The following is a 23,212-nucleotide window of genomic DNA, read 5'->3' on the forward strand; positions in this document are numbered from 1 at the left end:
TCGGCCGCGCGCATGGTGCTTGCTAGCATCCGCCCATGTCATCGTTCGAGCTTGCCCTGTTGTACTTGCTGGCCGCAGTGATCGGCGTGGTGGCCTGCCGAATGCTAAAGCTGCCGCCGATGCTCGGCTACCTGAGCGCAGGCGTCTTGATCGGGCCACACGCGTTCGCCTTTGCGCAAAACACCGAAGGCATCCAGCACTTGGGCGAGTTCGGCGTGGTCTTTCTGATGTTCGTCATCGGACTCGAGTTCAACCTGCCCAAGTTGCGGGCCATGCGGCAGCACGTCTTCGGGCTCGGGTTGCTGCAAGTGCTGTTGACGATGACGATCGCGACCGCCGGCACGCTGGTATTGAGCATGGTGGTGCCCGTCGGCTGGCGACTCGGCTGGCAAACGGCGCTGGCCTTGTCGGGCGCGCTTACGATGAGCAGCACCGCCATCGTCGTCAAGCTCATGGCCGAACGGCTGGAACTGGAGAGCGAACACGGCAAGCGCGTGATGGGCGTCCTGCTGTTCCAGGATCTGGCGGTAGTGCCTTTGCTGGTGCTGATTCCTGCGTTGGGCGCGCCGCCCGAAGCGCTGGCCACCGCCCTTGGCGTCGCGCTGGCGAAAGCGACCTTTTTGATCGGCGTGCTGCTCTACGGCGGACCCCGCGTGATGCGCTGGTGGCTGACGATCGTCGCGCGGCGGCGCAGCGAAGAACTGTTCATCCTCAACGTGTTGCTGATCACGCTAGGCCTCGCGTGGATCACTGAATTCGCCGGGCTGTCGCTGGCTTTGGGTGCCTTCATCGCCGGCATGCTCATCTCGGAAACCGAATACAAGCACCAGGTCGAAACCGACATCCGGCCGTTCCACGACGTACTGCTCGGGCTCTTCTTCATCACCATCGGTATGGCGCTCGACTGGCACATCGTGCTGGACAAATGGGCGTTGGTCGCGGTGCTGCTCGTGCTGCCGCTGCTCTTCAAGCTCGGTCTGGTGATGCTGTTGGCGCGCTTGTTGGGCGCAACTGCCGGCGTGTCGCTGCGAACCGGTCTTTACCTCGCGCAGGCTGGTGAGTTCGGCTTTGTCCTGTTGACACTGGCGCAGGGCCGTGGGCTGTTGCCGCCGCAGTTGGCCAGCCCGGTGCTGGCGTCGATGGTGCTGTCGATGTTGGCCACGCCGTTCATCATCATGTACAGCGATGCGATCGTGCGAAAACTGGTGGCCAGCGACTGGCTGCAGCAGTCGTTGCAAATGACCTCGATCGCTCGCAAAACCATCAACACCGCCAAGCACGTGATCATCTGCGGCTACGGCCGTTGCGGCCAGAACCTGGCGCGCATCCTGGAACGAGAAGGCATCCCGTACATGGCGCTCGACCTCGATCCCGACCGCGTTCGGCAGGCCGCCGCGGCTGGCGATTCGGTCGTGTTCGGCGATGCGGCGCGGCTGCAGGCGCTGATGGCCGCGGGGCTGGCACGTGCAAGCGCTGTGGTGGTGACCTACCTCGACGTACCCGGGGCGCTAAAGGTGCTGGCCAACACACGTGCGCACGCGCCGCAGGTGCCGGTGATCGTTCGCACCCAAGACGACCACGATCTCGAAAAGCTACAGGCGGCCGGCGCGACCGAGGTGGTGCCGGAAGCGATCGAAGGCTCGCTGATGCTGGCGAGCCATGCGCTGGCGCTGGTCGGCGTGCCGATGCGGCGCGTGATCCGCGTGGTGCAAGACCTGCGCGACGCGCGCTACAACCTGCTGCGTGGCTACTTCCACGGCGCCGACGACGACAACGCGGACGAACTCGACCACGAGCGGCTCAACAGCTTCACTTTGAATTCAGGCGCGCGCGCGGTCGGGCAGCCGCTGGCGCGGCTGGCGCTGCATGCGCTCGGTGTGCGAGTGGCGAGCATTCGGCGGCACGATGGTCGGGCGAGTGAACCGGGGGAAGACACCGTGCTGCTGGACGGCGATACGCTGGTGCTGTCGGGCAAACCGGGGAATCTGGCGATGGCCGTTGAACGGCTGCAGAAGGGTTGAACGGAAACCGACGCCTTTAAAGCGCCGCGCCCGCGCGCGCCGGCGGCAGATCCGCGATATCCCCCGGCACCCACTGCTCGTCGATGCGGACGAAGTTCTTGCGCTGCGTCAACTGCCATCCTTGCGCCGCCGGTTGCCAGCGCGCACTGCGCCAGGTCGGCAGCTCGCGTGCCAACGCCTCAGCGACGCCCGGGTTGTCGAGCCACGGTGCGGGTTGGTCGAGCACCCACCGAACGTCGGCTGGAACGCCGGTGTACGGCTTGCCACGCAGCCGCATGTCGTCGACACGACCGATGTTGGCCACGCTTTCCAGCTTGACTGCGCGCGCTATGCACAGGCGTCGCGCGCCGGCCCAGTCGGCCAGTGAGGGCAAAGGCTGGTACACCAGGAGCGCCTGCGACACAGCACCGCCGGAGACGCCGTTGGCAGGCGCCGCATACAAGCCGGCCGCCACGAGGATGTTCATCCACGACACTGTGGCTGCGTTGTCGATCTCGACATTGACGGGCTCCTGGTCGTAGGCCAAGCCGTTGGCTACGCAAATCGGATCTCGACCCGGGCTGTCGCCTCGCGCGATGGCGATGCGCATGGCGGTCTGCAGCGCATCCGCAGAAACCTCGAGAGGCCTCGGCCACCAAAGCACCGCGACAAACAGGGCGAGCAGCGTCGTGGCAACACCAAACGCTGCGTGCCGTCTCCCGTCGGCAGTGCCACGCGGTGTCGATTGATTTATAGACGAACCAAGAGACGCAGCGACCGTCCGGGCGCGCTGCGAGCGGGGGCCCAGCGCAGCACCGCATGCGTCGCAAAACGGCGCCTTGTCATCGACCTGCTTCGAGCATGCTGCGCACAACATCGACGTCGCTACCTTTTACATGCTCGCCATACGCCGGCGGCACCAGCGCGGTCGGTGTGGCAGGCGTTGTCGGCGCAGCTCAATTGGCCATGCTCGGGTTACGCTTTTCTTCGTCGATCCGCTGTTGCTTTCTTACTGCATCGCACTGCGGGTGCGATTTGAATTCGGCCTTGGCACATTGATTGACCATGCACTGCGCCATGGCGATGAAATTGCGCCCGGCGCATTCCGCCTGCGGGGCGGCCGGCGGTGGCGGTGGTGGCTCAGGTGCCGGAACCGGCGTCGGCGCCGCCGTGACCGGCGCGGCGGCGGCCACCACAGGCGCGGGTGCCTGAGCTTTCTTCGCCTTTGCAGATGCGGTCGCTACAGCGGTGCGAGCGGGTGCCGCGCGGGTTTCGGAAGTCCCAAGCGCCGGCTGCGCCGTTGATGCGACTGACACAGGCGCCGAGGCTGCAGGGGATGCGACGGCCGTGGTTATTTCCGCTGGCGGCGCCGGTTCAACAGCGCCCGTAGCGGCCGGTGCGCCTGCCGCTGGCACCGCCGCCGGCAAAACCTCTGTTACTGGACCCCGGCCTGAAAACCAGTACCAGCCAGCGCCTGCAACGATGGCCGCCAACAGCACGATCACGCCGATTCCTGCGCCGCTGGAAGATTTCGGCTCAGGCAAAGTCAGCGGCGCCTCCGGATGACGGTGCGCAACGGCGTCGTCCGCTGCGACGAAAGTCGATCGAGGCGGGCCGGGTGGCAAGGAAGGTAGAGAGGAAGAAAGCGATGAAGGCGCCGAGGCAGCGAACAGCGTCGATTCCGCCATGGATGGCTTTAGAAGAGTCACGTCCTCGGGCTGGTGCTTCGAGCGCGCAGCGGCGTTGACGATGACGGTTCTTTCGTCCTCGAATGGCACAGCGGGAGTAGTCGGTCGTATGGGCGCAGGACTTCCACGTTCCAGCGGACTGGCTGGCAATTTCCCTGTCTCCAGCGGCGCGGGCTCGGTAGCAGGCCATTCGCTCACGTGCGCTGCTTCTGCGCGCAGCGTGGAACCCGACGTCAGCCTGCCGCCGCAACCCTTACAAAATCTGGCGCCGTCTCGGTTTTCGGTGCCGCACGCGGGACATACCACAGCCATATCGCACCCCAAAGTATCTTTGTAACTATGTTAAACCGCGGTCTGTCGGCTGTCATCACCCGATTCAGGCTTGTTACTGCTGACGCGCGCCGGCTGCGCAAGACTCCGGCCTGATGAGCTCAGGTGACCGCGACTCGCTTCGGCTTGTTCACCATGCGCCTGGCGATCACTGCACCTAAAGCCAGCACCAGCTCCAGCGCCAGTCCCGGTTGCCGATTCGACATCTCGGAAAAGCGGATTGCCGTCAGTCTCCAGACGCGAGCCGGACCGGTTGCCACCACGTTGGCAGAGCGTGGCAGGCGCGAGAAAAACGAACCTTCTCCCACGACCGAGCCGGGGTTGAGGATGGCCAATTGCATCTGCCCCTTGTCGCCGATGAGGTGGACACTGAGTGCACCGCTCTCGATGAAGAACAGAGTTCGGTCGTGCGCGTTTTGGTCGATCAGGACCTGGCCTACGGCCAGGTCGGACACTTGCAAATAGCTGGCAAGCATTTCCCATTGCGGCGGCGTCAGCGCTGGCGCAAAGGCGTCGTAGCTCGTGTTTTGCGAGACGGCGCGGCACAAATCCTGGATGGTGGATGACATGGCTTCAACACCTGCGTTAGGTGGCGCAGTATGGCGGAGTGCCTGCCGGAACAGCGACAAATGTCACGTTTGCACACGGTTGGCTACTACTTTCCAATGCAAAAGCGGGAAAAAATCACACCCAATAAATCGTCAGCCCCAAACTCGCCAGTGATTTCGTTCAACGCATTTTGCGCAAGGCGCAGCTCTTCAGCCAACAGATCGAGTTGCTGCGCCCGCGCAAGCAGATGCTCGTTGGCGATGCCGAGGTGCCCACTCACACGCTCGAGCGCCTGCACGTGTCGGGCGCGCGCCAGATAGGTCCCTTCGGGCACCGCCTGCCAACCGGCAACTTCGAGCAGTTTGTCGCGTAGCGCCCCGACGCCGAGGCCGGTCTTGGCTGACAACATGATTCCGGAGCGAGGGTGCGTGTTCGCGACCGCATCCCGCTTGTTCCAGACATTGACCACGGGTACCGACGATGAAAGCTTGGCTTGCAGGCCCTGAAGAATTTCATGGTCCGCCGCTGCGTAGATGTCGGTATCCGCGCGCGTCAGGTCGTGCAGAAAAAGCACCGCGTCGGCGCCTTCGATCTGACCCCAGGCACGCGCGACGCCGATCTGTTCGACCTCGTCGGTGCTGTCGCGCAGGCCCGCGGTGTCGGCAACGTGCACGGGCACGCCGTGGATCTGAATCGTTTGCGAGACGACGTCCCGCGTAGTGCCGGGCACCGCGCTCACGATGGCAAGCTCGGCGCCCGCCAGTGCATTCAACAACGAGCTTTTTCCTGCATTAGGTTGGCCGGCAATCACCACCTTAATCCCTTCTCGCAGCAACGCGCCCTGGCGTGCACGCCGTTGCACTGCGGTCACTTGTGCACGCAATGAATCGAGTTGCCCCGTGGCATCTGCCTTCTGCAAAAAGTCGATCTCTTCTTCCGGAAAGTCCAGCGTGGCCTCCACCAGCATTCGCAGATTGACCAGCGCATCGCGCAAGCTGTGAATCTCGCGCGAGAACTCGCCCGAAAGGGATCGCGACGCGCTGCGCACCGCCGCTTCAGTGCTGGCGTCAATCAGGTCCGCAATCGCTTCGGCCTGCGCCAGATCGATCTTGCCGTTCAAAAAGGCGCGCTGGCTGAACTCGCCAGGTTCTGCAATACGAAGATGGGGCAGCCTCGGAAGACTCGTCGCCGCGTCGATCTCCGTCGCAGCTTCGAGACAGCGCGCGACCAGCAGTTGCAGCACCACCGCGCCACCATGCGCTTGCAGCTCCAGCACGTCTTCCCCGGTGAACGAGTGCGGCGCCGGAAAATGAATCACCAGGCCACGATCGATCGGCTCACCCCGCGCGTCCCGAAACGGCAGGTAGGTCGCTTCGCGCGGCTTGAGTTCGCGTCCGCACAGCGCGTTGATCAGTGGCGCCAGGCGCGCGCCCGATACGCGGACGATCCCCACAGCGCCGCGCCCCGGCGCAGTGGCGACGGCGACGATCGGATCGTTCGTGCGAGACAGCATGGCGCGATTCTTTCAGTTCTTGGAGCACGTTCGGAGCGCTCACAAAAAAGGGCCGCTTTTGCGGCCCTTCAAGGTTGGGTATGTGCGCCGCGGCTACTTTTTCCCCAATACGCCGAGGCGCTTGTTAATGAACCACTGCTGTGTGATGGACAAGGTGTTGTTGGTGATCCAGTAAAGCACCAGACCGGCCGGGAAGAATATGAACATCACGCTGAAGGCCAGCGGCATGATCCACATCAACTTGGCCTGCATCGGATCGGGCGGGGTCGGGTTGAGCCAAGTCTGAAACAACGAGGTGCCGGTCATCACGACCGGAAGGATGTACCAGGGGTCTGGCGCCGAAAGGTCATGAATCCAGCCAATCCACGGCGCATGGCGCATTTCGACCGACGACAACAGCACCCAGTACAGCGCGATGAACACCGGGATCTGAATGACGATCGGCACGCAGCCACCCATCGGATTGACCTTTTCCTCGCGGTAGATGCGCATCATCTCTTGCTGCATCTCCTGCGGCTTGTCTTTCAGCCGCTCACGCATTTCAGTGACCTTCGGGCTTATGGACTTCATCTTGGCCATGCTGGCGTAGGCTTTGGCATTGAGCCAATAGAACGCTGCCTTCAGCAACACCACCAGCGCGACGATCGACCAACCCCAATTGCCCAGCAGTGCGTGGATCTCGTTGAGCAACCAGTAGAGCGGCTTGGAGATGATGGCGAAGATGCCGTAGTCCTTGACCAGGTCCAAGCCAGGCGCAGTCGCTTCAAGCGTGCGTTCGATTTCAGGGCCAGCGAACAAGCTGCTGCTGACGACCTGCGTGGTCCCGGGAGCAATCTTTGGCAAGGCGGCCACCATGGCGATCGAATACAGGTTGTCGCCCAGATCGCGAACACGGAATTCACGCTTCAACTGGTCGCCGCCTGCCCCCGTCAACAGCCAGGCCGACACGAAGTAGTGCTGGACCATCGCGACCCAACCATCATTTGCGGCTGGCGGTGGCTCGGCCTTCCCCTTGGCGATGTCCTTGAAGTCGAGCTTGTGGAACTTCTTTTCGTTCGTATAAGCAGCCGGGCCTGTGAACGTATTGGTGCCGAACATCGTGCCTGCGGCCACCGTGCCGTGGCGCACCAGTTGCAGATAGAGCTGCGCGTCACGTGGCTGATCGCTCACGTTGACGACCTCGTGGCGCACGCCGATCGAATAGCTTCCGCGGTTGAAGATGTAGGTCTTGATGTACTTCAGACCACCGACGGGCTTGCTTTCGAAGGTCACTTCAAGCGCGTTCTGGCCATCGGCCATCTCATGCGGGCCTGATTTGACGGCCATCGGCGTCAGATGGTTCGGAAACCTGTCGCCACTGTCAACGGGGTTGATCAGGCCGGATTGGGCAACGTAACGCGTGGCTGGCGAGCCGTCTTCGAACAACACGACATGCTTGCTGCGATCGCCGTTGTCTTCGTACTTGAGCAGTTCGAGGTGATCGACGGTCGCGCCCTGGCTGTCGATGTCAGCCTTGAAGAGGTCGGTGGTGATGGCAATGCGTTCGTTCGAAGCAGGCGCTGCGGCTTGCGTCGGCACCGCGCCTGCCGCGCCCGAAGTAGAAGACGAGGCTGTCGGCACACCATTGGTTGCGCCGGTGGTGGCAGGCGCATTTGCAGCCACCGTCGGTTTGCCCGAGGGCAAAAACGTCGGCTTGTTGCCGTTGAAGACTTGCCATTGGTCCCACAACAACACCAGTGAAAAGCCAAATATCACCCAGAGGATGGTTCGGCGGATATCGAGCATGTTCATGGCGAAGACTTCTTGTCGGGAAACAGACCAGCGAACAGTGACCTGGTTGGGTCGCATGGGCGCTTGCCTTTGGTGGGAACTGGGTCGTGTCCGCCAGCGCAGAAGGGCTGGCAGCGAACAAGACGCTTCAAAGTGAAATAGCTGCCCTGCGCTGCGCCGTGGACCTCGAGTGCTTCGATCGCATAGACGGAGCAAGTGGGTGTAAAGCGGCACGAGGCGCCGAGCCAGGGACTCAACAGCAAACGGTAAGCCTTGACCAGCCAGATCAGCACGCCACGAATCATGCTCTTGCCCCTGCCGCCCGCTTCAAAAGCTGCTGTAGCTCTAGCCGCACAGCAGCCTTGAGCTTTTCGGAGGTCGCGCTGACGAATTCCTTGCGATCGAAGCCGGAGCGCAAGCGAACGACGTGCGCCGCTACCGGCAGGGTAACTTCCGGCGCTGCACTCACGTTGTAGATCTGGCGTTTGATGGCGTTGCGGGTCACCGCGCGTTTTGCCCATCGTTTGGGGACCATGGCACCGAGCCAGACGTCTTGTACATCGAACAGGGTCGCGGCTTCACCGGCCGGCACATCGAGCGGGCAACGGTGCAATGCAAAGTGAGGAGTGCGCGCCACGGTGGAACCTGCGAGCACGGCTTGGAATTGCGCGCGGGTTTGGAGCCGCTGCATGGAAAGCAATCTCGACGCACCAGCAACCGGGGCCGACGGATCGAAATCTCGACGGTCCGGCAGTGGCGCGCGGACCGGTTTCAGACAGCCAGGCGCTTGCGGCCCTTGGCGCGGCGCGCGTTGATGACGGCGCGGCCACCGCGTGTCTTCATGCGGACCAGAAAACCGTGGGTACGGGCGCGGCGGACTTTGGATGCTTGGTAAGTGCGTTTCATGATGGTTCTTCCTGATATGCCCGACAGGGTGCCGAGCCCCCCGAAACACACAAAGGGTTTTCAGGGAAACCCGCGATTATCGCAAACATTTGTCTGAGCAACAATGATCACTTGTTTTGGCGTTGCTCTCGATGCTCTACAACTGCCTGCTGTCCCTGCGCTCCAGCGGCATTCCTTACAACCTTCTCATGACCTTTCCAGGTGTCTTCAGGGGTGTGGATAAGGTTTTGACAAGTTAGAATGTCGGGCGCTCGCCGCAGAGAATATCCACAATACAAAGACAAGAGAATGCCCGAGGGATTCACCACCATTTACAGCACCCATGTCGACTGACGGCATTGGTGAAAGCCTGTGGCAGGCCTGCGTCGATCAGCTCGCCCAGGAGCTTTCGGAGCAACAATTCAATACCTGGATTAAACCGCTCACTGCACAGGTTGCGGACGATCTTTCGCGCATGACGGTGTTCGTCGCAAACCGCTTCAAGCTGGACTGGATTCGTGCCCAGTACGCGGGCAAGATCGCGTCGATGGCAGAGAAAATGTATGGCCAGCCTGTAGCTATTGAGTTAGCGCTCGCTCCGCGTGAAATGCCCGTTCGCTCTACGCCAATGGCGGTGATGTCCGAGACCGATGTACCGCGCGACGTCGCTGGGCCAGGAGAAGATCCAGCCGCGGCTGCTTTCAAGAACCGACTCAACTCCGGCCTCACTTTCGACACGCTGGTCGAAGGGACCGCCAATCGAATGGCGCGTGCCGCTGCCATGCACGTTGCCGGCATGCCGGGCCACTTGTACAACCCGCTTTTCATCTACGGCGGTGTTGGCTTGGGCAAGACCCACTTGATGCATGCTGTCGGCAACAAACTGCTCGCCGACCGGTCCGACGCCAAAGTTCTCTACATCCATGCCGAGCAGTTCGTGTCGGATGTGGTTAAGGCCTATCAACGCAAGACTTTCGACGAGTTCAAGGAGCGCTATCACTCGCTCGACTTGCTGCTCATAGACGACGTCCAGTTCTTTGCCAACAAGGACCGAACGCAAGAAGAGTTCTTCAATGCATTTGAGGCCTTGCTTGCCAAGAAGTCGCACATCGTGATGACAAGCGACACTTATCCGAAGGGCCTGGCCGACATTCACGAGCGCCTTGTTTCACGATTCGATTCGGGTTTGACGGTCGCCATCGAGCCACCTGAACTGGAGATGCGCGTCGCCATCCTTATCAACAAGGCCCGTGCCGAGTCAGCTGAAATGCCGGAAGAGGTCGCATTCTTCGTCGCGAAGAACGTGCGCTCCAACGTTCGTGAACTTGAAGGCGCGCTGCGCAAGATCCTCGCCTACTCGCGCTTCAACCAGAAAGAGATCTCGATCGCACTGGCACGTGAAGCCCTGCGCGATTTGCTATCAATACAGAACCGGCAGATCTCTGTCGAGAACATACAGAAGACGGTGGCCGACTATTACAAGATAAAGGTCGCCGACATGTACAGCAAGAAGCGCCCGGCCTCTATTGCGCGGCCACGGCAGATCGCGATGTACCTGGCCAAGGAACTGACCCAGAAGAGCCTTCCTGAGATCGGAGAACTCTTCGGTGGGCGTGACCATACGACGGTGCTGCACGCTGTGCGCAAGATCTCTGGCGAGCGCCAGCAACTGACCGAGCTCAATCAGCAGCTGCATGTGCTCGAGCAGACGCTCAAGGGTTGAAAAGCGAGCATCGAAACCATGATCTATTTGTCATCACAGATTCAAGCAAGACTGTCAAAGGACAACTCTGGGGACAGTTCCGGCACAAGCGGGCAGTTGTCCACAGGCCAGACGCAAACCGAAAAGTTATGCGCTTTGGCACGACAGCAGAAAACACGGCTACACACAGCCAGAGGGACGAGGCAAGTGCCTGTCAGGAAAGGAGAAAATGCCTCTTTCCACAGGGCAGCGCTGCCCTTATCTACTACTACTAAATTAAATTAAAGAAATAAGGAAGAGGTAAGAAATGATCGTCCTGAAGGCAAACCAAGACAAAGTCCTCTCCGCGCTGCAGTCGGTGGCGGGCATCGTCGAGCGCCGGCATACGCTGCCGATCCTGGCCAACGTGTTGATCCGCAAGACAGGCGGACAGTTGCAACTCACGACCAGCGATCTTGAAATCCAGATCCGCACGACGTCTGAACTTGGTGGCGACGAAGGCAACTTCACGACGACCGTTGGTGCGCGCAAGCTCATCGACATCCTGCGCACCATGCCGGCAGACCAGACCGTGAGCTTGGAGTCGAGTGCGAGCAAGCTGGTCCTGAAGGGCGGAAAAAGCCGCTTCACGTTGCAGTCGCTGCCGGCCGAAGACTTTCCGCTGGTGCAGGAAGCCGCCAACTTCGGACCCGTGTTCAGCGTCCCGCAAAAGACGCTGAAAGACCTTCTCAGCCAGGTTTCGTTTGCGATGGCAGTGCACGACATCCGGTACTACCTCAACGGCATCCTTTTCGTCGCCGAAGGCAAGCAATTGAGCCTGGTCGCGACCGATGGTCACCGCCTTGCTTTTGCATCCGCCACGCTCGACGTCGAAGTGCCACGGCAAGAAGTCATCCTTCCTCGCAAGACGGTGCTCGAGATGCAGCGCCTGCTCTCCGATGCCGAAGGCGCGATCGAAATGCAGTTCGCCAACAACCAGGCGAAGTTCAGTTTTGGCGGCATGGAGTTCGTCACCAAGCTGGTCGAGGGCAAATTCCCCGACTACAACCGCGTGATCCCCAAGAACCACAAGAACAGCGTGACGCTGGGTCGTGCACCATTGCTCGCCAGCTTGCAACGCACCGCCATCCTGACGAGCGAAAAGTTCAAGGGTGTGCGCCTCAATCTCGAGCCCGGCACTTTGCGCATTGCGTCGAGCAACGCAGAGCAGGAAGAAGCGCAAGACGAGCTCGATATCGACTACGGTGGGGACGCGATCGAGATCGGCTTCAACGTGACCTACCTGATCGATGCGTTGGCCAACATGGGTCAGGAGATGGTTAAGTTGGACTTGGCCGATTCGAACAGCTCGGCCCTGTTCACCATTCCCGACAACGCGAGTTTCAAGTACGTCGTGATGCCAATGCGAATTTAAAAGAATAAGCCTGTCTGTTTGCCCGAGTTAGCGAGTCAGTGAGCGAGAGGAAAGAGTCCCAATGAGCGAAGAAAACAAGCCGAAAGTTCCGTCGGAAGCCCCGCATACCGAACCGGTCTACACCCCTGAAATCGAAAGTGCGATTCCGGTTGAGATCATTGCGCCCGACACTTCGTATGGCGAAGGCTCCATCACGATCCTTGAGGGCTTGGAGGCGGTGCGTAAGCGCCCCGGCATGTACATCGGGGACACGTCCGACGGCACCGGTTTGCACCATCTGGTGTTCGAAGTGGTGGACAACTCGATTGACGAAGCGCTGGCCGGCTATTGCGACGACATCGTCGTCACCATCCATTCCGACAACTCGATTTCGGTCACTGACAACGGTCGCGGTATTCCGACCGGCGTGAAGATGGACGACAAGCACGAGCCTAAGCGCTCGGCCGCTGAAATCGCCTTGACCGAACTGCACGCCGGCGGCAAGTTCAACCAGAACAGCTACAAGGTGTCGGGTGGTCTGCACGGTGTGGGCGTGAGCTGCGTGAACGCGCTCAGCGTGAAGTTGCGCCTGGTGGTTCGCCGTGAAGGCAAGATCCACGAACTGGAGTTCAGCCGTGGCTTCGTGCAGAACCGTTTGCTCGAGATAGTGAACGGCGTTGAGGTGTCACCGATGAAGGTCATCGGCGAGACAGACAAGCGCGGCACTGAAGTTCATTTTTTGCCCGACACGACAATTTTCATCGAGAACTCGGACTTCCATTACGAGATCCTGAGCAAGCGTCTGCGTGAGCTGAGCTTCCTGAACAACGGCGTGCGCATTCGTTTGCTCGACGAGCGCACAGGGAAGGAAGACGACTTCTCAGGCGCGGGCGGTGTGCGCGGCTTTGTCGAATTCATCAACAAAGGCAAGACCGTATTGCACCCCAATGTCTTCTACGCAGAGGGCAGGCGTCCGGCCGAAACCTATGGTGGCATCCCGGGCACGGAGATCGGCGTCGAAGTCGCGATGCAGTGGAACAGCGGCTACAACGAGCAAGTCCTTTGCTTCACCAACAACATTCCACAGCGCGACGGCGGCACCCACCTGACCGGCCTTAGAGCCGCGATGACGCGCGTCATCAACAAGTACATCGACGAGAACGATTTCGCCAAGAAGGCCAAGGTTGAAGTCACTGGCGATGACATGCGCGAAGGTCTGTGCTGCGTCATGAGCGTGAAGGTGCCCGAGCCTAAATTTTCCAGCCAAACCAAGGACAAGCTGGTGTCCAGCGAAGTGCGTGCACCGGTCGAAGACATCGTCGGCAAGTTGCTGGCCGACTATCTGCAAGAACGCCCGGCTGATGCCAAGATCATTTGTGGAAAGATTGTCGAAGCGGCCCGGGCACGCGAGGCCGCTCGCAAGGCGCGCGAAATGACGCGCCGCAAGGGCGTGCTCGACGGCATGGGCTTGCCCGGAAAGCTGGCCGACTGCCAGGAAAAAGATCCCGCACTTTGCGAGGTCTACCTGGTGGAGGGTGACTCAGCCGGCGGCTCTGCCAAGCAGGGGCGAGATCGCAAGTTCCAGGCTATTCTTCCACTGCGCGGCAAGATCCTGAACGTTGAAAAGGCACGCTACGAAAAGCTGCTGACCAGCAATGAAATCCTGGTGATGATCACTGCGCTCGGTACGGGTATCGGCCGCGCAGGTGGGAGCAGTGCGGGCGGCGGTGCGGATGACTTCAACGTCGCCAAGCTGCGCTACCACCGCATCATCATCATGACCGACGCCGACGTCGACGGTGCCCACATCCGCACATTGCTGCTCACCTTCTTCTATCGCCAGATGCCCGAGTTGGTCGAACGCGGCCACATCTACATTGCCCAGCCGCCGCTCTACAAAGTGAAGGTCGGCAAGGAAGAGCAATACCTGAAAGACGGCCCGGCACTCGATGCCTTCCTGCTCAAGGTCGCATTAAAAGACGCGAGCATTGAAACCGGTGGCGCCAACTCGACCACGCTCTCTGGCGACACGTTGTCTGAGCTGGCACGCAAGCACCAAGTGGCCGAAGCAGTGATCGCACGGCTGCGTAACTTCATGGATGCCGAGGCACTGCGCGCCATTGCAGACGGCGTTGCACTCGACCTCGACAACCCGGGCAGTGCCGAGGCCTCGGCCGTGGCATTGCAGATCAAGCTGCGAGAGCTGAACAGCACCGGCGTGCCTGCCGAAGTTGCCAGCGAGTTCGACGTGCGCACCGACAAACCGTTGCTGCGCATCAGCCGCCGGCATCACGGCAATATCAAGAGCAGCGTGATCACGCAAGACTTCGTTCATGGCGCTGACTACGCAGCCCTGGCCTTGGCAGCCAACACCTTCCGCGACCTGCTGAGTTCCGAGGGCGCCGTTGTCAAACGTGGTGAGGGCGAACGTGCAAAGGAAGAAAAGGTAGCCGACTTCCGTATCGCCATGAAATGGCTGATCAGCGAAGCAGAGCGCACCACTTCACGGCAGCGCTACAAGGGCCTGGGCGAAATGAACCCCGAGCAGCTGTGGGAAACCACGATGGACCCGACCGTGCGTCGCCTCTTGCGCGTGCAGATCGACGATGCCATCGAGGCCGATCGCGTGTTCACGATGCTGATGGGCGACGAGGTGGAACCGCGGCGGAATTTCATTGAACAGAATGCGCTGCGGGCCTCGAATATCGATGTTTGATCGCGACTAACGCGCCTTGGTTTAGACAAAGACGCTACCTTCGGGTGGCGTTTTACTTGGTCATTTCGACCGAAGAGGGCGTGCGGTTTGAGAGCCGAGAGAGTTGAACAATCTGGGAATAGGTCTTGTGCAGCTTGCCGAAATGCAGTTGGCAATAAAGGTTGAATGCGGCGATTAATTATTCGCCGGTCCATTCATGGCGCATAGCGGTTTAGGGCATTGAATATGTTGTCCGGCATCATTGCCGACACTGCAGCCGAAACTGTCGACCGCGCGCGTCTTTCCGGTCTCGGGTCAGTTGATCCTGCGTCCATGCGCTCTGCGGCTGGCGCGCCATTGCATCGATCGACTTTATCTGTGCATCGAGCGTTGTGCACTCGTTGGAAGCGTTCTCAACGCTCAGTGCGATACGTTGTTCTTGTCTATGTATCTGGGCCAAGACAGCACTGTTATTTCGTGTCGATGCTTCCCTATCTGCGGCACTCAGCCCATCTGAGAGATTCACATCAGGCTGCACCCAGACGATAGTTGGGCGGCTGCCTTCCGGGCATGGGCCATCGGAGTACGCCGTTGTGCCCAAAGCGGAAATGCACTTGGTGACCCCGTAGCTTTCAGACGTGCGTGGGTTTGGCTTCGCCGCAGGTTGAACTGATGCAGATGGGGGTGTTGGTTCTGTGGCGACGGCCGTAGGGGCACTCGATGTCGTGGCGGCAGGGAGTGGAGTTCGCCGCTCGAGCAACCATTCGCCGCCTCTATATGCAAGGAATACGACGGCCGCTGCAAGCGCCAGCCAAAGCATCCAGTGGCTGTCCTGCTTTGGTCGCAGGCTACGTTCCCAAACTGTCATCGCCTCTCGGCGGTCTTTCAAAGGGTCGTGATCGTTTAATGCCATGCGGCGTAGTGTCTTCGCTCAAAACAGGCCCCGCCGCGCGCATTCGAAAAAATTGCCGCACCGCCCCCAAGCCCGACTAACGCGGTGGTTGCAGCGCTGACTAGCTGCCGCATTAAAAGCGACCGGCTACGTCCTGCCGTCATGAGCCGCAACAGGCCGGCGGGTGTGGACTTCTTTGATTGCGTCGAGGGTGGATTGGGCGTTCGCCATGGGTGGAGGCTCTGTTTTGGGTGCGATTCGATCGATGTTGGTTCCTATCAAGACGGCGAGCGCACCGCTATAGATGTCGGCGAAATTCGCAGGCGGGAGATGGGCGGGCAAAAGGGGGGGGTCGATCGAGAGACAGAAGGGGTGATCAATCACCTGAAGCTGCTGCAAAGCGCTCCCGCATTGACGATGACGCTACAAAAAACATAGCGCACTGGTGTTAACGCTGTGGCTAGCCCGCTCCTTGCTAAGCAGAATCTCATGCGGTAACGCTTGGCAATCTCCCAACACCCTCTCTAACCACCTCCAGCGGCAAGGACTTCGGCAGTGACCACACCTTCCAGGAATTCGCGACCTTCGTTCGACGCATCCAGCGCGCTGGCTTGCCTCTGTCTCGCCTTTTGTGCCGCGCTGCCTGCGCATGCGCTCCCGAGCAACCCGCCGATCCGCGTCGCGCAACAGGGCGTCGAGTACATGAGCGGTGGTGCGAACAAGGACGAGGCGGCCTTCATGGCCATGGTGTCGCCGCGCTGGGCGGCCACGTTCGAATTCGGCCTGAAGAATGCCAGGCTGCCGGCGCCGGTACGCGTGGTGGTGCACAACGCGTCGAATGGCGATCTGATCATGGACGCGCTGTCGTCAGGCCCGGTCATGCTGGCGCGGCTCGAGCCCGGCGCCTACGACGTCGACGTGACGGTGGGCGGGCTCACGCTTACGCAATCGGTCAGCGTTTCCATCGATGTGCCGGGGCACGCAGTTTTCAACTGGCCTTCGAATTTCGACATGATGGCCGCGACTCAGGCCGCCGCACCTGTGACGGCGCAGACGTTGCCGGCACCCGCGCCGCAAGTGACGGAGGCATCGCGGACCACGGCGATGTTGTCGGTCAAGCATTGACCGTGCTGCGCCGGGGTTCTGCGCCGTCGCAGCGCTGGCCGCAAAACCGCCTGTCATCAGCAGGCAAGCGGACTCGCACCGACAATCGGGCTCCCACGTTTTCCAATGCGAGCTGCCGATGTTGATCAATTGCGTTGCCTACCAGCATGGCGCCAAGCTAGCCGATATCGATGTAGACAGCATCAGCGACTACATCGCGCGGCCCGATTGTTTCGTGTGGGTCGCACTGAGTGATCCGGAGCCTGAAGAGCTGGCGATGATGCAGTCGGAGTTCGGCTTGCACGAGCTGGCAGTGGAAGACGCGAGCCACGGCCATCAGCGGCCGAAGATCGAGGAGTACGGAGACTCGCTCTTCGTCGTGATGCATCTCATTGAACCGATCTCAGCGACCGCTGATAGCGAGGCGACCCTCAACGTCGGCGAGGTGGATGTGTTTGTTGGGCTGAACTATGTGCTGTCGGTGCGCAGCCGAAGCAGGTCGGGGTTTCTGGGCGTGCGCGAGCGTTGCGAACGAGAGCCAGAGCTGCTGCGCAATGGCTCCGGCTTCGTGCTGTACGCACTGATGGATGCGGTGGTCGACCGCTACTTTCCAGTGATCGACGCGCTGGAGGTCGAGCTCGAAGAAGTCGAGCAGCAGATCTTCAGTCAGGGTGAGCCGCGCGCGAGTATCAAGCGGCTCTATGAACTCAAGCAGCGCGCCATGGTGCTCAAGCACGCGGTCGCGCCATTGCTGGAAGGCGCGGGCAAGTTGCATGGCGGACGCGTGCCGCAGATTTGCGCCGGCTCGCAGGAATACTTTCGCGACGTGGTGGACCACCTGAGTCGCATCAACGGCTCGATCGAGTCGATCCGCGACACCATCAGCACCGCGGTGCACGTCAATCTCTCGATGGTGACGATTTCGGATGGCGAGGTCACAAAGCGACTGGCGGCCTGGGCCAGCATCTTCGCGGTGTGCACGGCCTTTGCCGGCATTTGGGGCATGAACTTTGAGGCGATGCCGGAGCTCAAGTGGCGCTATGGCTATCTCATGGCCCTTGGCCTGATTGCTGCTACGTGCGGCGTGTTGTATTGGCGGTTCCGCAAGGCCGGCTGGTTGTAACGTTGACCTTAGCGCTGACCTGGACGCCGACTGAAGTCAGCCTCACCTAAGGCGCGCGCAGCACAGTGGCTAGCGGTGCGATTCGCGCCAGGAAGACCGAAGGACTTTCATCATGAAACCATTTTTCTCACCCGTCCGTTCGCTGCTCGTCGCGGCCGCTTGTGGCGTTGCGCTGCTGGGCGCGATATCGGCGAACGCGGCCAATCCGCCGATCTTCATGACGCATGGCGTCGAGTACATGAGCGGCGGCATCGGTGCCGACGAGGCCGAGCTGATGCAAGTCGTGTCACCGCGCTGGGCGGCGACCTTCGAGTTCGCGGTCAAGGACCATAAAGGTGCTGATTTAGCGGCCAACGTGCACGTGACCGTGCGCGACAAAAGCGGCACCGCGCTGCTCGACAACGTGGTGTCGGGTGGCCCGTACTTTGTCGCGCGACTCGAGCCCGGCGAGTACGAGGTCGAAGCCCAACTCGGCGGCCAGAGCCTCAAGCAGCCGCTGCAAATCATGGCTGGCGCACCTGCCAAGGCGACGTTTCTGTTCCCCGTGGGCGCCGACGCGGCCCCTTCTGTGACAGCCGCGGCGCCGACAGCAAAGCCGTAGTGATATCCGCCCGTGTCCGCGCCTTGAATGTGCGGCACGCGCCTTGCAGTTGTCTGTCCCCGGGCCGTGCCCGTTCCGACTGACCCGATGCCTTTCCGTTCCATGAGTGTTTTGACAGCGCTGTTGCATGTGCTGATCGGCTTGCGTCTTGTGCCTGCGCTCGCATCGTCGAGGCCGTTGTGGCCGCTCGCTGCGCTTGCGATCGTCGCGCTGCTCGTTTCAGCCGCCACCATCCCGCTGCCTTTCCTGTCGCGCGGCATCGCCAAAAAGACTTCTGCCGTCGATGTGCTGAAGTGGATAGGGCTCATCAGCATGGGCTGGTTCTCTTCGCTGTTCGTGCTCACGATCCTTAGAGACGTCGGCATGTTGCTGACCTGGGCTGTCGGCGCGGCCAGTGGCATGGTGATCGACTGGCCGGCGTTGCGGCAATGGAGCGCTGTGGCAGTCCTGGGCGTGGCGACGGCGACCTCTCTGATCGGCTTCGTCAATGCGCGCCGCACGGCTGGCATCAAGCGCGTCGACGTGCCGATCACCGGGTTGCCGGCGGCACTGGATGGCTTCACGATCGCGCAGCTGAGCGACATCCACGTAGGCCCGACCATCAAGGGCGGCTACATCAGCCGGATCGTCGAGGCGGTGAACCGGCTCGACGCCGACGTGGTCGCCATCACCGGTGACCTGGTCGACGGCACGGTCCCGGAGCTGCGTGACCACATCGCGCCGCTCGCTGGCTTGCGTGCGCGGCACGGAACCTTCGTGGTCACGGGCAACCACGAGTACTACGCTGGCGCGCACGCTTGGATCGTCGAGCTGCGCCGGCTCGGCCTCACGGTGCTGCTCAATGAGCATGTGGTGTTGCAGGGCCGTCCGCCGCGAGGCGCACAAACCGACGAGGAGGTGAATGCCGATGCATTGGTGCTGGCGGGGGTGACCGATTTCACTGCTGGGCACTTCGACGCGGCACATGCCAGCGACCCACGCGCTTCATTGGTCGGCGCACCGCTTGGGGCGACGACCCGCGTGTTGTTGGCGCATCAACCGCGCAGTGCCGCGGCGGCGGCCGATGCGGGCTTTCACTTGCAGTTGTCAGGTCACACGCACGGCGGCCAGTTTTTTCCGTGGAACCTCTTTGTGCCCCTGCAGCAACCCTTTACGGCGGGGCTGCACAAGCTGAGTGACATGTGGGTCTATGTGAGCCGCGGCACCGGCTATTGGGGTCCGCCCAAGCGCTTTGGCGCGCCGTCTGAAATTACGCTGCTGCGATTGGTGCCCGAGCGGCTTTGACCACGACGGGCGCCAGGCGCTTGGCGTTCGACGTCGCCTTGGCGTGAATCGGGTGCAGCCCGCGCTGTGCCGCCAGGGCGGAGGCGCTCGACAGCTGGCTCACCGTGGCGGCGGAACGCGTGGCGGCATCGACAAAAGCGGAATGGTGCGCCATCGCCTGAGCTGGCGTGGTGCTGCTTGCCAGCGCGAAGAGTGCGGTGACGCTGCCGATCCAGTGCTTGACGACGCTGTTCATGAGCATGAATTGCTTGTTGCCCAACTCGTCCGCCATGGCGGCGGTCGACTCGTTGGCAGCCTCGAACTTCTCCTTGCCCATCAATTGAAATTCGGCCATGTCGGCGGCGCTGGGCGCAAGCCCGGCGGAGGCCATGCGTTGCGTGCGGACCTGAATGACCGAGCCGGAGGACATCAGCATCTCCCCGGTCTTGAGCACGACATCGGTCCACACCATCAGCGGGTTGACAAAGCGTGGCGAAGCAGAAGTAGAGCGAGAGGACATGGAAGTGTGACAGCGTTGATTTCGATTGATAACTATAGTCTCGGCGGACACCTTTTGCTGCGGTGCAGCATTCAACAAAGCTGCGATTGGTAAAAGCGTCCTACTTTGCATTTGGAAACGTTCTCGTTGCGGGTGAAGTACTTCTTCAACGCCGCATCCAGGAGCCGAATCCGGGCGAAAACTTCTACAAGGTTGGGTACGGGTACCGTTTCTAGACGGCGTGCTTGAGCCAGTCCGTGGCGAGTGCCAAATCGTCCAGCCACGCCTTGTAGGCCTGCTCGTGCTCGGCAGGGTCGCCGCGAAGCAATGCGGACGGATGCAACGTCACCAGCACCTTGCGTCCGCGCGGACCGTCGTGCCACTGGCCGCGCTCACGCGTGACGGCGACGGGCCGGCCCAGCAAGGCCTTGGCCGCTGTGGCACCGAGCGCAATCAAGGCATGCGGCTGAACTTGTTCGATCTCGCTTTCAAGCCAATGCAGACAGGCGGAGGCCTCACGTTGAGTCGGCGTTTTGTGAATGCGCCGCTTGCCGCGAAGCTCGAACTTGAAGTGCTTGACCGCGTTGGTCACATAGAGCTGCTCGCGCGGCCAACCGAGCTGCGCGATGGCTTGATCGAACAGGCGCCCGGCAGGCCCGACGAACGGGCGACCACGCAGATCTTCCTGGTCGCCGGGTTGCTCTCCGACCACCATCAGTGCGGCGTGGACCGGGCCTTCACCGAACACCGATTGCGTCGCGTGTTCACCGATGGGGCATTCACGGCACCGGTCGGTCGCTTTCTTGAGGGCGGTCAGCGCCTGCGCTGGGTGGATGGCAACAGTGAGCTCTGCGAAGACGCCGCGACCAACGTCTTCTGGCCCGGCAACGCCCTCGTGCGGCGCATTCGACACCCTCGGCGCCGTCTCACTTGCCACGGGCACGATGCGCCGCGCAGGCTGCGTCGGCGCGGCTTCGACCATGCGCCCGCTACGTGCCATCGCGTCGGCTGCCAGCCCGCTGATGAGTTCGGCCTCCGGCAGGTTGTGCCAGTACTTGACCGGCATCTCCTTTTTCATCATCGCCATCTTGAGGCGCGCTGGATTGAAGATGTTGGCGTAGTAGGTGAGCCACAGGGCTTCGCCCGCGTCGGGCGCGGGTGCATGGCGACGCTCGCCGCCAGGGCCGAAGTGCAGGCGCTCGCCATCCCAGTGCACTGAACGCTCCGGTGTCAGGATGGCCCACTCCATCTGCGTAAAACGTCGCATGAAGAACGGCGCCACGGCTTCGACAATGTGGTGATCGGGCTCGAACCACGCGACGTGCAGTGGCGGCTTTCCCTCTCCGCTCTCAACGGTGCGAAAGCGCACGAAGGCTTTCATCTTGTGCATGTCGCGCCGCACCGATTGAGCCATGTGCTGCACCTTGACACGGCCTGCATCGAGCGGGTCGTGACGCAGCGCGGGCTCATGGACAAGTCTCCACAGCAGGCTGTACAGCAGGCCGAAGCGAGCGGGGTCGTTGTGCAGAATGACCGTTTCGCACAGCGTGACGAAAGACGACGGCACCACCAGGTTGATCGGACCATGCGAATGCGCTGCGACAAGTGGACTGGTCGGCGACACGTCGGAATCCGAGAACAAATCTGCCGCGCCGCTTGCGGGCGTGTGCCATGCGACTTCTGCAGGAGCGATCAGTTTCGCAAGCAGCGCGCGGGCTTCGTTGCGAAAGCCCGGCCAGTCCGTTTCGCTTGCAAGTGAGATGTTCGTGACCGTGAGACCTGCCATAAACCAAGGCTATGACGCAGCGGTCGCGGTCGATGTAGGGATTGAGCGCGCGCCATGGGCAGCGGTCACGCAACCACAGGGCCTCATGCGTCGAACAGAGAACCTTGCACGTGCGCGGGGCGCAGCTGCGCCGCAAGCCGGTGGCTGGTGAGCGTGGGGTCGGGCCGATGATCGGCCGTCACGACGAAAGGCATCACTTTCTTGAGCGGCACATGCAGTCGCGAAAGATCGTCGCTGCGCAATTGCCGCACGCGCCGCGCGATGAGCAGCCGGTCGACCGCCTTCACGCCCAGGCCCGGCACGCGCAACAGCATGGCGCGCGGCGCCACATTGAGGTCCACCGGAAAGCGCTCGACATGCGCCAGCGCCCACGCCAGCTTGGGATCGACATCGAGCGACAGCATGCCGCCTTGTGCTTTGGGCACGATCTCTTCGTGCGAAAACCCATAGAACCGCATCAACCAGTCGGCCTGATAGAGCCGGTGCTCACGCACCATGGGCGGCGACTTCAACGGCAGCGAAGACGAGGCATCCGGAATAGGGCTGAATGCCGAGTAGTACACCCGGCGCAAGCTGTAGGCGCCGTAGAGATTGGCGCTGGTCGACAGGATGGCGACGTCGTCGGCGGCGTCTGCACCGACGATCATTTGCGTGCTCTGCCCAGCGGGCGCGAAGCGGGGCGGCTTGGCGCGGCGCGGTGTGGCGTTTGGCATCGAGACGATCGAGGTGACGCTGCTGTCGCGTGCCGCACCTTTGGCGTCGTCGATGTGGACGGCCAGCCGCGCCATCGATTTGCGGATCGCCGTGCCGTCTTTCTCCGGTGCCAGCAATGCCAGGCCCTGCAGCGTCGGCAGTTCGATGTTGATGCTGAGCCGGTCGGCATAACGGCCCGCTCTTTGCAGCAGCTCGGGCGACGCGTCGGGAATGGTCTTCAGATGAATGTAGCCGCGAAAGTCGTGGTCTTCGCGCAGCACGCGCGCGACCTCGACGACCTGCTCCATCGTGTAGTCGGGGCTCTGGATGATGCCGCTGGAAAGAAACAGGCCTTCGATGCAATTGCGGCGATAGAAGTCGAGCGTCAAGCTCACCACTTCGTTCACCGAAAAGCGCGCGCGCTGCACGTTGCTCGTCACGCGATTGACGCAGTACAAACAGTCGTACGTGCAGAAGTTGGTGAGCAGAATCTTGAGCAGCGAGATGCATCGGCCGTCAGGTGCATAGCTGTGGCAAATGCCGGAACCTTCGGTCGAGCCGATGCCTTTGCCGCCGACCGAATTGCGCTTGCTCGTGCCGCTCGATGAGCACGAGGCGTCGTACTTGGCGGCGTCGGCCAGCACAGCGAGTTTCTGTTGAATATCCACTGGATGAATTTACAGTGGTTGTCGGATTCAATCCATACCGTTCGTCTCGTCCGCCTGC

Annotated in this window: 21 protein-coding genes and 1 pseudogene; 10 read left to right on the forward strand and 12 right to left on the reverse strand. The window is 61.5% G+C overall.

Going from position 1 to position 23,212, the window contains the following annotated elements:
• Positions 1-35: 35 nt before the first annotated feature.
• On the forward strand, positions 36-2,021 hold the full coding sequence (locus tag QN413_RS11585) for a cation:proton antiporter (protein WP_323496753.1): 1,986 nt from the start codon (positions 36-38) through the stop codon (positions 2,019-2,021).
• Positions 2,022-2,037: 16 nt separating this feature from the next.
• On the opposite strand, the gene QN413_RS11590 is transcribed toward QN413_RS11585, so the two are convergent.
• Together QN413_RS11590 and QN413_RS11595 are read right to left on the reverse strand one after the other, a co-directional pair.
• On the reverse strand, positions 2,038-2,610 hold the full coding sequence (locus QN413_RS11590; RefSeq protein ID WP_323496754.1) for a hypothetical protein: 573 nt from the start codon (positions 2,608-2,610) through the stop codon (positions 2,038-2,040).
• A 346-nt stretch (positions 2,611-2,956) separates the two neighbouring features.
• A complete protein-coding gene (locus QN413_RS11595; protein ID WP_323496755.1) occupies positions 2,957-3,193 on the reverse strand; it encodes a hypothetical protein in 237 nt (78 codons plus the stop codon).
• 154 nt (positions 3,194-3,347) lie between these two features.
• Between QN413_RS11595 and QN413_RS11600 the strand changes: the two genes are divergently transcribed.
• On the forward strand, positions 3,348-3,566 hold the full coding sequence (locus QN413_RS11600; protein ID WP_323496756.1) for a hypothetical protein: 219 nt from the start codon (positions 3,348-3,350) through the stop codon (positions 3,564-3,566).
• 365 nt (positions 3,567-3,931) lie between these two features.
• Here the strand turns inward: QN413_RS11600 and QN413_RS27335 are convergent.
• The 7 genes and pseudogenes from QN413_RS27335 to rpmH form a co-directional block, all read right to left on the reverse strand.
• Positions 3,932-4,000 (reverse strand): annotated as a pseudogene (locus QN413_RS27335) (zinc-ribbon domain-containing protein); the annotation flags it as partial.
• Positions 4,001-4,119: 119 nt separating this feature from the next.
• Positions 4,120-4,587 (reverse strand): Crp/Fnr family transcriptional regulator, encoded by a 468-nt coding sequence (locus QN413_RS11605; protein ID WP_187053739.1) that lies wholly within the window; start codon positions 4,585-4,587, stop codon positions 4,120-4,122.
• 86 nt (positions 4,588-4,673) lie between these two features.
• The gene (gene mnmE, locus QN413_RS11610) at positions 4,674-6,080 is read right to left on the reverse strand and encodes a tRNA uridine-5-carboxymethylaminomethyl(34) synthesis GTPase MnmE (RefSeq protein WP_323496757.1); all 1,407 of its coding nucleotides are present in this window, start codon (positions 6,078-6,080) and stop codon (positions 4,674-4,676) included.
• Positions 6,081-6,173: 93 nt separating this feature from the next.
• A complete protein-coding gene (gene yidC, locus QN413_RS11615) occupies positions 6,174-7,865 on the reverse strand; it encodes a membrane protein insertase YidC (RefSeq protein WP_323496891.1) in 1,692 nt (563 codons plus the stop codon).
• Positions 7,866-7,867: 2 nt separating this feature from the next.
• Positions 7,868-8,155, reverse strand: coding sequence for a membrane protein insertion efficiency factor YidD (gene yidD / locus QN413_RS11620; RefSeq protein WP_323496758.1), 288 nt, complete (start codon positions 8,153-8,155; stop codon positions 7,868-7,870).
• The gene (locus QN413_RS11625) at positions 8,152-8,541 is read right to left on the reverse strand and encodes a ribonuclease P protein component (protein WP_323496759.1); all 390 of its coding nucleotides are present in this window, start codon (positions 8,539-8,541) and stop codon (positions 8,152-8,154) included. Before QN413_RS11625 ends, yidD begins: the two co-directional genes overlap by 4 nt.
• Before the next feature lie 80 nt (positions 8,542-8,621).
• Positions 8,622-8,756 carry a 50S ribosomal protein L34 gene (rpmH, locus tag QN413_RS11630; RefSeq protein WP_007834827.1) on the reverse strand — a complete coding sequence of 45 codons (135 nt, stop codon included), beginning with the start codon at positions 8,754-8,756 and terminating at the stop codon, positions 8,622-8,624.
• Positions 8,757-9,078: 322 nt separating this feature from the next.
• On the opposite strand from rpmH, the gene dnaA reads away from it, so the two are divergent.
• The 8 genes from dnaA (at position 9,079) to QN413_RS11670 (ending at position 19,529) form a co-directional block, all read left to right on the forward strand.
• On the forward strand, positions 9,079-10,458 hold the full coding sequence (gene dnaA, locus QN413_RS11635; protein WP_323496766.1) for a chromosomal replication initiator protein DnaA: 1,380 nt from the start codon (positions 9,079-9,081) through the stop codon (positions 10,456-10,458).
• Positions 10,459-10,744: 286 nt separating this feature from the next.
• Positions 10,745-11,851, forward strand: coding sequence for a DNA polymerase III subunit beta (gene dnaN, locus QN413_RS11640; RefSeq protein WP_323496767.1), 1,107 nt, complete (start codon positions 10,745-10,747; stop codon positions 11,849-11,851).
• Positions 11,852-11,912: 61 nt separating this feature from the next.
• The gene (gene gyrB, locus QN413_RS11645; protein WP_323496768.1) at positions 11,913-14,546 is read left to right on the forward strand and encodes a DNA topoisomerase (ATP-hydrolyzing) subunit B; all 2,634 of its coding nucleotides are present in this window, start codon (positions 11,913-11,915) and stop codon (positions 14,544-14,546) included.
• Positions 14,547-15,579: 1,033 nt separating this feature from the next.
• Complete coding sequence (locus tag QN413_RS11650; protein WP_323496769.1) at positions 15,580-15,855, forward strand: hypothetical protein; 276 nt, start codon at positions 15,580-15,582, stop codon at positions 15,853-15,855.
• A 117-nt stretch (positions 15,856-15,972) separates the two neighbouring features.
• Positions 15,973-16,542 carry a hypothetical protein gene (locus QN413_RS11655; RefSeq protein WP_323496770.1) on the forward strand — a complete coding sequence of 190 codons (570 nt, stop codon included), beginning with the start codon at positions 15,973-15,975 and terminating at the stop codon, positions 16,540-16,542.
• Positions 16,543-16,660: 118 nt separating this feature from the next.
• Positions 16,661-17,644 (forward strand): magnesium and cobalt transport protein CorA, encoded by a 984-nt coding sequence (locus tag QN413_RS11660; RefSeq protein WP_323496771.1) that lies wholly within the window; start codon positions 16,661-16,663, stop codon positions 17,642-17,644.
• Positions 17,645-17,756: 112 nt separating this feature from the next.
• Entirely contained in the window at positions 17,757-18,245 is a 489-nt protein-coding gene (locus QN413_RS11665; protein ID WP_323496772.1) for a hypothetical protein, read from the forward strand.
• Positions 18,246-18,332: 87 nt separating this feature from the next.
• Complete coding sequence (locus QN413_RS11670; RefSeq protein WP_323496773.1) at positions 18,333-19,529, forward strand: metallophosphoesterase; 1,197 nt, start codon at positions 18,333-18,335, stop codon at positions 19,527-19,529.
• Here the strand turns inward: QN413_RS11670 and QN413_RS11675 are convergent.
• From QN413_RS11675 to QN413_RS11685, 3 genes are all read right to left on the reverse strand, one after another.
• Positions 19,495-20,028: a polyhydroxyalkanoate granule-associated phasin gene (locus tag QN413_RS11675; protein WP_323496774.1), complete on the reverse strand. Its 534-nt coding sequence runs from the start codon at positions 20,026-20,028 to the stop codon at positions 19,495-19,497. The two genes, QN413_RS11670 and QN413_RS11675, sit on opposite strands and share 35 nt — an antisense overlap.
• Positions 20,029-20,239: 211 nt before the next feature.
• Positions 20,240-21,793 carry a UdgX family uracil-DNA binding protein gene (locus QN413_RS11680; RefSeq protein WP_323496775.1) on the reverse strand — a complete coding sequence of 518 codons (1,554 nt, stop codon included), beginning with the start codon at positions 21,791-21,793 and terminating at the stop codon, positions 20,240-20,242.
• Between the two features lie 83 nt (positions 21,794-21,876).
• Positions 21,877-23,154: a putative DNA modification/repair radical SAM protein gene (locus QN413_RS11685; RefSeq protein ID WP_323496776.1), complete on the reverse strand. Its 1,278-nt coding sequence runs from the start codon at positions 23,152-23,154 to the stop codon at positions 21,877-21,879.
• Positions 23,155-23,212: the final 58 nt, after the last annotated feature.

The organism is Variovorax sp. LG9.2, assembly GCF_035018885.1.
Taxonomy (GTDB): domain Bacteria; phylum Pseudomonadota; class Gammaproteobacteria; order Burkholderiales; family Burkholderiaceae_C; genus Variovorax.